At 67.7% G+C, this 11,535-nt stretch carries 14 protein-coding genes; 10 read left to right on the top strand and 4 right to left on the bottom strand.

The window, feature by feature from the left end; genetic code table 11:
• Positions 1-3 precede the first annotated feature (3 nt).
• Positions 4-624 carry a TetR/AcrR family transcriptional regulator gene (locus tag A9179_RS00170; RefSeq protein ID WP_187803849.1) on the bottom strand — a complete coding sequence of 207 codons (621 nt, stop codon included), beginning with the start codon at positions 622-624 and terminating at the stop codon, positions 4-6.
• Between the two features lie 178 nt (positions 625-802).
• Here A9179_RS00170 and A9179_RS00175 point away from each other — a divergent pair, with 178 nt between their 5' ends.
• Genes A9179_RS00175 through A9179_RS00185 form a run of 3 tightly spaced genes read left to right on the top strand, consistent with a single transcriptional unit; the run spans position 803 to position 2,891 of the window.
• A complete protein-coding gene (locus A9179_RS00175; protein WP_187803850.1) occupies positions 803-1,603 on the top strand; it encodes an alpha/beta fold hydrolase in 801 nt (266 codons plus the stop codon).
• A 54-nt stretch (positions 1,604-1,657) separates the two neighbouring features.
• Positions 1,658-2,539, top strand: coding sequence for an alpha/beta fold hydrolase (locus A9179_RS00180; protein ID WP_187803851.1), 882 nt, complete (start codon positions 1,658-1,660; stop codon positions 2,537-2,539).
• Entirely contained in the window at positions 2,463-2,891 is a 429-nt protein-coding gene (locus A9179_RS00185) for a DUF7079 family protein (RefSeq protein ID WP_316851803.1), read from the top strand. The genes A9179_RS00180 and A9179_RS00185 overlap by 77 nt, the downstream gene beginning before the upstream one ends.
• Here the strand turns inward: A9179_RS00185 and A9179_RS00190 are convergent, their stop codons facing one another.
• Positions 2,892-3,302, bottom strand: coding sequence for a DUF3301 domain-containing protein (locus tag A9179_RS00190; RefSeq protein WP_187803852.1), 411 nt, complete (start codon positions 3,300-3,302; stop codon positions 2,892-2,894).
• A 129-nt stretch (positions 3,303-3,431) separates the two neighbouring features.
• On the opposite strand from A9179_RS00190, the gene A9179_RS00195 reads away from it, so the two are divergent.
• The 5 genes from A9179_RS00195 to A9179_RS00215 all read left to right on the top strand — a co-directional run bounded on the left by A9179_RS00195 (position 3,432) and on the right by A9179_RS00215 (position 8,062).
• A complete protein-coding gene (locus A9179_RS00195) occupies positions 3,432-4,712 on the top strand; it encodes a hypothetical protein (protein ID WP_187803853.1) in 1,281 nt (426 codons plus the stop codon).
• 40 nt (positions 4,713-4,752) lie between these two features.
• Positions 4,753-5,622 (top strand): pyridoxal kinase PdxY, encoded by an 870-nt coding sequence (gene pdxY / locus A9179_RS00200; RefSeq protein WP_187803854.1) that lies wholly within the window; start codon positions 4,753-4,755, stop codon positions 5,620-5,622.
• Positions 5,623-5,718: 96 nt separating this feature from the next.
• On the top strand, positions 5,719-6,105 hold the full coding sequence (locus A9179_RS00205; protein WP_262410487.1) for a DUF2946 family protein: 387 nt from the start codon (positions 5,719-5,721) through the stop codon (positions 6,103-6,105).
• Positions 6,106-6,188: 83 nt separating this feature from the next.
• Complete coding sequence (locus A9179_RS00210) at positions 6,189-7,550, top strand: PepSY-associated TM helix domain-containing protein (RefSeq protein ID WP_187803856.1); 1,362 nt, start codon at positions 6,189-6,191, stop codon at positions 7,548-7,550.
• 38 nt (positions 7,551-7,588) lie between these two features.
• Positions 7,589-8,062, top strand: a complete 474-nt coding sequence (locus A9179_RS00215; protein WP_187803857.1) for a copper chaperone PCu(A)C — start codon at positions 7,589-7,591, stop codon at positions 8,060-8,062.
• A 42-nt stretch (positions 8,063-8,104) separates the two neighbouring features.
• Here A9179_RS00215 and A9179_RS00220 read toward each other — a convergent pair whose 3' ends face one another.
• Entirely contained in the window at positions 8,105-8,581 is a 477-nt protein-coding gene (locus A9179_RS00220; protein ID WP_187803858.1) for an acyl-CoA thioesterase, read from the bottom strand.
• 274 nt (positions 8,582-8,855) lie between these two features.
• Positions 8,856-9,833, bottom strand: coding sequence for an AraC family transcriptional regulator ligand-binding domain-containing protein (locus A9179_RS00225; RefSeq protein ID WP_187803859.1), 978 nt, complete (start codon positions 9,831-9,833; stop codon positions 8,856-8,858).
• 70 nt (positions 9,834-9,903) lie between these two features.
• Here A9179_RS00225 and A9179_RS00230 point away from each other — a divergent pair, with 70 nt between their 5' ends.
• Positions 9,904-10,761 carry a sterol desaturase family protein gene (locus A9179_RS00230; protein ID WP_187803860.1) on the top strand — a complete coding sequence of 286 codons (858 nt, stop codon included), beginning with the start codon at positions 9,904-9,906 and terminating at the stop codon, positions 10,759-10,761.
• Positions 10,758-11,348, top strand: a complete 591-nt coding sequence (locus A9179_RS00235) for an NADPH-dependent FMN reductase (protein ID WP_187803861.1) — start codon at positions 10,758-10,760, stop codon at positions 11,346-11,348. The genes A9179_RS00230 and A9179_RS00235 overlap by 4 nt, the downstream gene beginning before the upstream one ends.
• The last annotated feature ends 187 nt before the right edge of the window (positions 11,349-11,535 follow it).

Genomic DNA, 11,535 nt, shown 5'->3' on the forward strand with positions numbered 1-11,535 from the left:
GCGTTAACTGTGGGGAACTTGCAGATAATTGCAGATGAGCCGGGAAAGTTCGCTGGGAATAATATCCGCCGGAGTCACGCCCATGCTGCCTACCATGGTGAAGTAGTTCATCCCGGCCAGCAGCAGATGGGCGCCGAGGTCGGCGGCCTGTTCCGGATGCGGGTGGCCGAGTTCGTCCTGGCGGGCCAGGGCGACACGGCAGAAGGCCTGGCCGACATAGGCATTGAGCTGGTGGAAGCGCTGGCGGAACTGCAGATCCATGGAGCTGCGCCGGATCAGCGCGCGAAGCAGGCCTTCGTTGCCCCGGTACAGGCGCAGCATGCCCTGGATGAAGCCCTCGATCTGCGCCTCCAGCGGCAGGCCGCTGTGCCCGAGGTCGGCCACCATGCCGTCGATGGCGCTGCGGCTCTGCTCGACGAAGCGCTCGTGCACGGCATACAGCAGCACGTCCTTGTCACCGAGCAGGCGGTAGAAGGTACCCACCGAGGACTCGGCGAGCTGGGCAATCTGCGAGATGCCGGTTTCTTCGAACTGATTGTTCGCCAGCAGCTCGGCGGCCACGTTGAGGAAACGCTCCAGGGCTTTTTTGCTGCGTGCCTGGGTGGGACTGGCAATGCTGTACATAAGCGATTCTCGAACCGGCGCCCAGCGATTCTAGGGGGTTTGCGGGGGCAAGGCAATTACGCCATGGGGTAACTAAGAGCCGCGTCGATAGTTGCTGGGAAAGAGCAAATTAATTAATTGTCCGAAGTTTCGGATAAGGCCTTTTATTGTCTGCGAATAATTGGGAGATGCATTCAGCATGGAATTTCTAAACTTGCCCGGCGGGCGCCTGGCCTATATCGACGCAGGGCATGGCATGCCGGTGCTGCTGTTGCACGGCCTGGGCTCTTCGCTGCTCGACTGGCAGCCGCAGATCGAGCACCTGGCGCGCAGTTGCCGGGTACTGGCGCTGGACGTGCGTGGCCATGGCCACAGTGCGCCACTGCGCGAGCGACCGAGCATGAGCGAGCTGGCCGCCGACGTGGCCTACTTCATCCAGGCCCTGGATCTCGAGCCGTGCATCCTGGTGGGGATTTCCATGGGCGGCATGCTCACCTTTCAGCTGCTCGCCGAACAGCCGCAGCTGGTGCGCGCCGCCGTGGTGATCAACAGCGCGCCGAGCTTCCCGCTGGACTCCTGGCGCACCCGCGGCCAGGTCTGGCTGCGCCTGGGGCTGATCCACCTGTTCGGCCTGCCCGGGCTGGCGCGCATGCTGGCCGCCAAGCTGTTCCCCAAGCCCGAGCAGAAGGCCCTGCGCGAGCTGGTGGCCGAGCGCATCGCCAGCAACGACCGCACCTCCTACCTGCATGCCATGCAGGCGATTCCCGGCTGGTCGAGTCTGCCGGCGGTGAACCGGGTCGATACTCCGCTGCTGGTGATTTGCGGCGACCGCGACTACACCCCGGTGGCGAGCAAGCAGGCCTACGTGGCGCAGCTGCGCAACGCCCGCCTGGTGGTGGTCGAGGACTCCGGGCACGCCACCCCGCTCGATCAGCCGCAGCGTCTGAACCTCCTTCTGGAGGAATTTATCGCCGAACATTCGGCAGCTTTGTCGGCCTGACGTGGCCAGGGGGCGTCGTTACACTAGCCGCAGACATTCCTCGCGGCGTTTTCCATGCATCTGATTCCCTGGTCCCATCCGACTTCCGCCGGTTTCACCCTGACCGGCTGGCATACCCCGGCATCCGGCAAGCCGCTGCTGCATTTCCTCCACGGCAACGGCTTCTGCGGGCGTACCTACGAGCCCATGCTGGCGCTGCTGGCCGAGCACTTCGACCTGTGGCTGTGCGATGTCCAGGGTCACGGCGAGACTGAGCACGGCGGCCGCTTCCATGGCTGGAACCGCAGCGCCGAGCTGGCCGTCGAGGCCTTCGAGGCGGGCCGTGGGCTATTCGGCGAGGTGCCGCGCTATGCCCTCGGCCACAGTTTCGGCGGGGTGCTGACCAGCCTGATCCTGGCCCGTCATCCCGAGTTGTTCCGCCGCGCGGTGCTGCTCGACCCGGTGCTGTTCAGCCGGCCGATGATCGGCGCGATGGCGCTGTCCGAGCTGCTCGGCCTGCACCGGCGCAACACCATGGCGAAGAAGTCGGCCGGGCGCCGCACCCACTGGCCGGATCGCTCCAGCGCCTTTGCCGCGCTGCAGGGCAAGGGCATCTTCCGTGGCTGGGACGAGCAGGCCCTGCACGCCTATGTCGACCATGCGCTGAAGGATGGCGCGGCCGGGGGCGTCGAGCTGAAGTGCCGGCCCAGCCGCGAGGTGGATATCTTCAGCTCCTTCCCCAAGCGCCTGTGGCCGTCGCTGGGCAAGCTGCGCACACCGACCCTGTTGATCCACGGGCGTACCACCTATGCCTTCGTCGGTCAATCGGCGGCACGCCTGGCGGCGCTGGTGCCAGTGGTGCAGACCCTGGAGGTCGAGGGTGGCCACTGCTTCATGCAGGAGCATCCGCGGCAGACCGCCGAGCAGGTGCTGGGCTTCCTGCAGGGCGGAGGCTGATCTGACCGGCGCGCGGGAAACGGTATGGCTGGCGCTGTCCGAGCTGTGGCTCGACACCCAGCCGGACGCCGCCAGCCTCGGCCACCTCGCCGGGGTGCTGCGGCGCAGCGGCTTCAGCCGCGCCGAGCTGGAGCAGATTTTTCTTTACGAAGTGGCGCCGCGGGTGTGGCTCAACCACTGGAGCGTGGCCGGGGTGTGGGACGGCTTCGACGCGCAGTGGCTGTACGCCGGCTGCCGGCGCAATCAGCAGGGCGGTCGCTGGCACCGCTGGAAATGCCGCCTGCTGCGCCGACCGATGACCTACGCCTGCGCCGCCGACTGGCAGCAGGTGCTGGCGCAGCTGGAGCCCTGACTACAGATCCAGCTTGTCGTGGCGGCGCTTCCAGTCCTGCAGCTGGATGACCTTGGCGGGTGCATGCTGGGTGGCCACCGGCGGCTCGTCCGGGGTGGCGATGGGGTAGGCGTCCAGCTCGATGCGCCCCAGTTGCTGGCCGAACATGCTGATGCTGCCGGCCAGGCGCTGCTCGCCGGTGACGGTGAATTCGAAGCCATAGATCCGCGCCAGGCGGCGCTGGCCGCGGGCATCGCGCTGCACGGCGAGGCCGCGCAGGGCGACGTTGCCGTCGAGCAGTTCGATATCCAGCTTGGCGCAGTGCTGCTTGACCAGCGCCAGGGCGCGTTCACGGATGCCATGGCCGCGCCACAGCCAGGCGCAGATGGCGGCGAAGATCAGCAGCAGGGTCAGATCGGCAAGGCTCAGCATGGGCACTCCACAGGCAGTGGCGCCAGCTTAACCGATCCGCCGCGCCGTGCTCAGCCAGTGCTTGAGCTTGGCGAGGAACTTGGCTAGCGTCGGTTAAACGCCTGAGAGCGGTCTGAAGGGATATCGTGCATGCGCTGGGTCAAGCCGCTGGTCTGGTTGTCGTTGTTGTCAGTGGTGGTGGTTGGCCTGTTCTTCTGGCTGCGTGACGAGCCGGAGGCGCCGCAGGTGCGGCTGTGGCTGGACAAGGTGCAGGCGCGCAGCACACCGAACCGCGCCTACCTGTTCCTCAGTGGCCTGGATGCCGCGCCGCGTACCTCGCCGCTGGCGCTCGGTGAAAGCCGTCTGCGTGAATACCAGGATTGGCTGGCCAGCCATGAACCGGGCGAACCGCGGGTGTCGACGCCCGCCGCGGGTGGTCTGCCGCTGCCGGAGGGAGCGAGCTTCTGTCTGATCGAGGCGGCGCGTTGCTTCGATAGCCTGCTGCTGCAGCGGGCGCAGCTAGCGGATCTGCTCACGGAGCATGCGGCGCTGCTCAGTCGCTATCGCTACTTTCTACGTCTGCGGGGCTTTCGCAGCAGCGCCGTGCCCGGCCCGGGCGAGCCACGCCTGCCGCTGGCCTACCTGGTGCGCGGCCAGCAACTGATGGGTCTGCAGGCGTTGCAACTGGCTTTGCGCGGCGATGGCTCGGCCGCCCTGGCGCTGCTGCAGGAGGAGCAGGCCGGGATTCGCCAGAAGCTGGTGCGTGTCGATCAGCTGGAGCTGAAAATGACCCTGGTGAGCCTGCTCAGCCGCAACCTGGAGTGGCTGGTGCGCCTGCGGCGCGCCGGTCTGCTCAGCCCTGCTGCCGTCGAGCTGGCGCCGCTGAGCGTGGAGGAGCGCTCCCTGCGTTTGCCGCTGCAGCGCGAATTCGCCAGCACGGCTGCAGCCTGGCGTGAATTGCGCGAGGAAAATGTGCCGCTGCTGCTGGAGGAAGCCTCGCTGCTGTTCGAGTACAAGCCGCAGCAGACCATCAATGCCGGCTTCAGCCTGTATCAGCCGATGATTCGCCTGTCCGAGCTGACGCCCGCGCAATTCCAGGAGCGCCTCAAGCAGCGCAGCGTGGCCCGCGCCGTCACCTACACCGGCCTGCGCAACCGCATCGGCAATGCCCTGCTGGACATGACCGGCACGGAGTTCATCGAGCAGGTCGGGCATATCCAGGATCTCGACAGCAAGCTCAAGCTGGCGTCCTTCAGCCTGCGCCTCGGCCCGGGCGTGGTGGACAGCGCGCAGGTCAGCAGCCAGGCGCTGAGCGGCGGTGCCGGCAACCCCTATGTGGCGATGCAGCTGCCCTACCTGGATGACCAGCAGCGCCTGTGCTTCCACGGCCCGCTGCCGTCCCAGGAGGGCGGTCGGTGCGTGCGCCTGTAGGCGCGGGCATACTGGCTGCCCGCCCGCCGAGGAGGCATCGATGAAGCGCACCCCGCAACTGCTCAGCATCCAGTCCCACGTGGTGTTCGGCCATGCCGGCAACAGCGCCGCGGTGTTTCCCATGCAGCGCCTCGGGGTGAATGTCTGGCCACTGCACACCGTGCAGTTCTCCAACCACACCCAGTACGGCCAGTGGGCCGGCGAGGCCATGGCGGCGCAGCAGATTCCCGCGCTGGTCGACGGCATCGACGCCATCGGCGAGCTGGGCAACTGCGATGCAGTGCTCTCCGGCTACCTCGGCAGCGCCGAGCAGGGTCGCGCCATCCTCGCCGCGGTAAGCCGCATCCGTCTGGCCAATCCACGGCTGATCTACCTCTGTGACCCGGTCATGGGCCATCCGCAGAAGGGCTGCAGCGTCGCCCCCGAGGTCGGTGCCTTCCTGCTCGAGGAGGCGGCCGCGGTGGCCGACTACCTGTGCCCCAACCAGCTGGAGCTGGACAGCTTCTGCGGGCGCAGCCCGCGCTCCCTGGACGACTGTGTGGAAATGGCCCGAAGCCTGCTGGCGCGAGGGCCGCAGGCGATCCTGGTGAAGCACCTGGAGTACCCGGGCAAGCCCGCCGACTGCTTCGAGACCCTGCTGGTCAGCGCCAGTGAGTGCTGGCACCTGCGCCGCCCGTTGCTGGCTTTCCCGCGCCAGCCGGTGGGGGTGGGCGACCTGACCTCCGGGCTGTTTCTCTGCCGCCTGCTGCTGGGCGACAGCCTGCGCGATGCCTTCGAGTTCAGCGCCGCGGCGGTGCACGAGGTGCTGCTGGAAACCCAGGCCTGCGCCAGCTACGAGCTGCAGCTGGTGCGCGCGCAGGATCGCATCGCCCACCCGCGGGTGAAATTCGCTGCCTCTCGTCTGGCCTGACCGACCTGCGGCGATTGGCAGCAGCGACTATGCTTCTGCCCGCCATGCCGCTGGTTTAGCATGCGCACCCTTTCTTCCCCTGGTCGGAATCGCTTCTTGAGCCCCAGCAGACCCTTGCAGTTCGGTGCGCGCCTTGGCCTGTTGGCCATGTGGCTGCTGCTCGTCGGGCCGCTGCTGGGCCAGGGGTTGGCGCCGCGCGCACCGAGCCTGCCCGACGGCCTGCCGACCTGGCTCGGCGAGCTGAGCTGCAGCAGCCAGCATGAGCAGCGCACACCGCAGCCGGCACCCTACGACCTGCCCTGGGCCAAGTGCGGCTACTGCACCCTGTTGCTGGGTTCGCCGGCACTGGCCTCGAGCACGCTGCAGGCGACCCTGCCGGTGCCGCAGGCGCTGCCAGTGCTGGCGCTGGCGGTGCAGCCTGTGGCACTGCCGGCGCCATTCCCCAGCGCCGCGCCGCGGGCGCCGCCGCTACCTGTGAGCTGACCGTTTCGCCGCGGCTTTGCCGTCGCGGTTCTGTGCCCGTCATCGCCTGACGGGCGACTGAGCGCTCACCACAAGGTATCTCCATGACCCGCAAGGTTTCCTTCTACAACCTGGCCTGGCGCTGGCATTTCTACGCCGGCCTGTTCGTCATCCCGTTCATGATCCTGCTGGCCCTGACCGGCATCGTCTACCTGTTCAAACCGCAGCTGGATCAGCTGATGTACCCGCAGTTGTTGCGGGTCGAGGCACGCGGCACGCCGCTGTCGGCCGACCTGCAGCTGCAGCGATTGCACGAGGCGCTGCCGCAGGCCGCAGTGAGCAAGTACCTGCCGCCGCTGGACGAACAGAGCAGCGCGCAATTCGTCGCCGAGCTCGCCGGACGCAAGACCAACCTGTTCCTCGACCCCTACAGCGGTGCACTGCTTGGCCAGCAGGACGCGCAGAACAACCTGCAGGCCATCGCCCGCAGCCTGCACGGCGAGCTGATGATCGGCCCGCTCGGCGACCGCCTGATCGAACTGGCTGCCGGCTGGGGCGTAGTGCTGGTGGTCTCCGGCCTGTATCTCTGGTGGCCGCGCGGGCAGGGCGGCGCCGGCGTGCTGTGGCCGCGCCTGAGCGCGCGCGGGCGCCTGCTGTGGCGCGACCTGCATGCGGTGAGCGGCTTCTGGGGCAGCGCCCTGCTGCTATTCATGCTGCTCAGCGGGATGACCTGGACCGGCTTCTGGGGCGAGAAGTTCGCCGGCGCCTGGAACCACTTCCCGGCGGCCATGTGGGATGCGGTACCGCAGTCCGACCAGCAGGCGCGCAGCCTCAACACGGCGGCCGCGCAGACCGTGGCCTGGGCGGTGGAGAACACCCCGCTGCCTGAGTCGGATGCACATGCCGCGCACCAGGGGCATGCCGCTGCCGGCGCCGCGCAGCCGGGCATCGCTCTGCAGCAGGTGGTCGATACGGCGCAGCGCCTGGGTGTGGCGCCGGGCTACAGCGTGAGCCTGCCCAGCGGCGCCGAGGGCGTCTACACCATCGCCCTGTTCGCCGACGACCCACGCCACGACGCCACCCTGCACCTCGACCAGTACAGCGGCGCGGTGCTGGCCGACATCCGCTGGGCCGACTACGGCGCGGTGGCGCGCCTGGTGGAGTCGAGCGCGATGCTGCATGAAGGCAAGATGTTCGGCCTGGCCAACCAGCTGCTGATGCTCGGCGTATGCCTGCTGATCCTGCTCGGCGCGGTCAGCGGCCTGCTGATGTGGTGGCTGCGCCGGCCGCAGGGCCGCCTCGGCGTGCCGCCGCTGCGTCACGACCTGCCGTTGTGGAAAGGCGGGGTGGCGATCATGCTGCTGCTCGGCCTCGCCTTCCCCCTGGTGGGCGCCTCGCTGCTGCTGGTCGGCGGGCTGGACTGGCTGCTGCAGCGCCTGCGCGGCGGCCAGGTGGTGCTGGAGTGAAGCGCGGCATTCTTTTCAAGCGAAACGGAGAGTCATCCATGCGTCAGAGACTGTTGGTCGGTGCGGCCCTGCTGCTGTTGGCAGCCGTAGGTCAGGCCCACGAATACCAGGTCGGTGCCCTGCATATCGAGCATCCCTGGGCCCGTGCGATGCCGCCCGGGGTGCCGAATGGCGCGGCCTACCTGGTGGTGCATAACGGCGGCGCGACGGCCGACCGCCTGCTCGGTGCCGATACCAGCGTGGCGGCGACGGCGGAGATCCACGAGCACATGCACCAGGACGGCCTGATGAAGATGCGCAAGGTCGAGGGCGGCGTGGCCATTCCGGCGGGTGGCGAGCTGGCGCTGCAACCTATGGGCTACCACCTGATGCTGTTCGGCCTGAAGCAGCCGCTGGAAGACGGCAAGCGTTTCCCGCTGACCCTGCATTTCGAGCAGGCCGGCGATGTGCAGGTGGAGGTGGCGGTGCAGAAGGATGCACCGGCCGCGGCAGCGGCCGAGCATCAGCACTAAGGGCTGGCCCGCCACCGGCCCAGGCCGGTGGCGGGCCCGGGCTCAGGCATTGAGCTCGCGGTAGCGCAGCTCCAGTTCCTCGCGGATGGCGCGGCGCTGCTGGGCCTGGGAGAAGCGCCGCTGCTCGTCGGCGCTTTCCGGCTGCAGCGGCGGTACCGGCTGCGACTGGCCGTTGTCGTCCACCGCGATCATGGTGAAGAAGCAGCTATTGGTATGGCGTACCGAGCGCTCGCGGATGTTCTCGGTGACCACCTTGATGCCGATCTCCATCGAGGTGCGCCCGGTGTAGTTGACCGCGGCGAGGAAGGTCACCAGCTCGCCGACGTTGATCGGCTCGCGGAAGATCACCTGATCCACCGACAGGGTCACCACGTAGCTGCCGGCATAGCGGCTGGCACAGGCGTAGGCGACCTGGTCGAGGTATTTGAGCAGGGTGCCGCCATGCACCTTGCCGGAAAAGTTGGCCATGTCCGGAGTCATCAGGACGGTCATCGACAGTTTGTTGGTTCCAAGTTCCATGCGTTTCTCATAGGCAAATAAGGTATGGCTGGCCTGTGCAGTCCTGCGGGTCTGCTTGTTGTTATAGGTGCTGCTATTGATCTTCGCCGGGCCAGCGCTGCCGGGCATGCAAGTTTGTGGCCCCCCGCGTCGCCGGATTGGCGCCAGTAAGCGGGGCCAGGCGGCACGGCGGGCCGCCGGCAGGGCCATTCTCGCGCCGTGGGCGCCGGCCGGGGAATCGCGCGCGTTCTTGGCGCGTGCCGCACCGTCGCGGAGCAGACGGCGCGCGGCTGGCTCAGGACACGCCGGCCTGCCAGCGCTTGCGCGCATGCAGGTAAGCGGCGCTGTCGGCATAGCCGAGCTGCTCGGCGATCTGGCTGCGGTTGAGGCCCTGCAGTTCCAGGCTCTGCTCCAGCTCGGCGCGCACCGCGTCGAGCACTTCGCGAAAACCCAGGCCTTCTTCCTGCAGGCGCCGGCGCAGGGTACGCGGGCTCTGGTGCAGGGCTTCGGCGGCGGCTTCCAGGCTGGGCGGGCAGGCGCGGCGCAGGTCTCCGCGCACCTGCTCGGCGACCTTGGCCGCCCAGCCGTTGAGTTGCTGCAGGCGCGCCAGGCGGCGATCCAGGCTGTCGCAGAGCAGCTCCACCAGCACCGGGTGATGCTGCTGCATGGGCAGTTCCAGGCAGGCGGCATCCAGGTACAGGCGATTGTACGGGGCGTCGAACTGCACCTGGCCGAACCAGGGCTTGTACTGCGCATGGTAGGCCGGGCGGGGGTGGCGGAACTCGGCGCCGAGCAGCTGGAAGGCCTGGCCGGCGCCCAGGCGCAACATGCTCACGGCCATCACCGAATAGTGCTCGGTGACGAAGCGCGCCAGGGCCCCCGGTGCATCGATCTGAAGCTCGATGACCAGGCGCTCGCCATCGCGCTGCAGACGCACCCGCTCCATGTCCGAGGCCAGGCGCGCATAGCGCTGCCAGTGCTGCAGCGCCTCGGTGACGCTGGCGCTGAACTGCGCCAGATGCAGCAGTACGTGCCAGTCGCCGGGGCTGAACTGGGCGAACAGGTTGAGGCCGATGGCCGGGTCGAGCTCGGCGGCCTGCAGCCACAGCTGTTCCAGGTGCACCAGGCTGTATTCCTGCTGCGGCCGGTGCTGGCTGAGGAAACGCTGCAGCACGCGCCCCAGGGGGCCGCGATGGAAACGCTGGGGGCCAGGGCGGGGCGGGTTCGCCGGCAGATTGGCCACTTCGGGCAGATTGTTGTCCGTTTCGCGCATGGTGGCGGTTGTCGACCTGGCATCTGATACAGGCAACCCGGTAGGCCGGGATTTCTATCCAGAGGTTGCCATGAACCCGAGTTCCATCGCCAACAATCCGATTGCCGTCGTCAGCCTGATCTTTCTCGGCTTTATCCTGCTCGAGATCGTGCTCGGCTGCTTCCGCCAGCCGCGTGGCCAGCGCCGCGATGTGCTGATCGAGGTGATCGGCTCCAGCCTGCTGCTGGGCGCGACCTTCCCGCTGATCATGTTCCTCGCCGACTTCGCCCTCGGCGAGTGGCTGCCGCAGGCGCGCGGCGCCCTGGCGGGGATTCCCTTCGTTGCCGGCTTCGCCCTGTTCCTGCTGTTCGACGACATGACCCAGTACTGGTGGCATCGCCTCAGCCACAAGGTGCCGTTCCTCTACAGCCTGCACCGCGCGCATCACTCGGCGCCGTACATGAGCATCCGCATCGTCTACCGCAACAACAGCTTCTACTACCTGCTGATGCCCGGCATCTGGCTGTCCGCCGCGCTGATCTACCTGGGTCTGGCGCCGGTCTACTACGTCTACCTGATCCTCAAGATGTGCGTGATCTTCGGCGCCCACAGCAGCGTGGCCTGGGATGACAAGCTCTACCGCATCCCGGCCCTGCGCCCGCTGATGTGGCTGCTCGAACGCACCATCTCCACCCCCGCCACCCATTCCGCCCACCACGGCCTGAACGCCGATGACGGGGTGACCAACTACAAGGGCAACTTCGGCAACCTGCTGTTCTTCTGGGACGTGCTGTTCGGCAGCGCCAAGATCACCCGGCGCCGCCCCGAGCAGTACGGCATCGAGGACATGAGCCCGGTGAGCTGGCAGCAGGAGCTGTTCTGGCCGCTGGTGCGCACGCCCAAGGCCGAGCCGACTGCCAGTAGCGAGCTGAAGGAGCTGGCCCGATGAGCCTGAATATCGTCCTGGTCGCCGGCTCCAGCCGTAGCGACAGCCAGACTGCCAAGGTCGCCGCCTACCTGGCCGCGCGCCTGCAGCAGCGCGATGCGCAGACGCAGATCATCGACCTGGGCCGCAACGCCTTGCCGCTGTGGCCGGCGGACGCTGCTCACGACCACTGGCCGGCCATGGCCGAGCAGCTCAAGGGTGCCGATGCGCTGGTCGTGCTCAGCCCGGAATGGAACGGCATGGCCAGCCCGGCGCTGAAGAACTTCTTCCTCTACGCCGGGCGCGCCGAGCTGGCGCACAAGCCGGCGCTGCTGGTGGGGGTATCATCGGGGCAGGGCGGCGCCTATCCGCTGTCCGAGCTGCGCGCTTCCAGCTACAAGAACTGCCGCATCTGCTTTATTCCGGAGCAGCTGATCGTGCGCCAGGTGGAGGCGGTGCTGAACGACGTGCAGGCGGCCGACGGCGATGACCAGCGCATCCGCCTGCGCGCCGACTGGGCGCTGGAGGTGCTGCTGGAATACGCCGAGGCGCTGCGCGGCCTGCCCCAGCGCATCGACTGGAGCGAGCCGCAGTTTGGCAATGGTATGTGAAGGGTAACCGGCATCCGCAGGCTGTGAGTTTGCTCCGCTTGCCGTCGCTCCCGCGAAGGCGGGAGCCCAGGTGCCACGGATATTCTGGATTATTCCCCTTCGGGCCAGCGCAAGCGCTGTTCGGCGATAAACCCACCGTCCCGCCTGCGCGGGAATGACGACTCTTTAGAGTTTCAGCCGGGTAGGG

Source organism: Pseudomonas alcaligenes (assembly GCF_014490745.1).
GTDB classification, from domain to species: domain Bacteria; phylum Pseudomonadota; class Gammaproteobacteria; order Pseudomonadales; family Pseudomonadaceae; genus Aquipseudomonas; species Aquipseudomonas alcaligenes_C.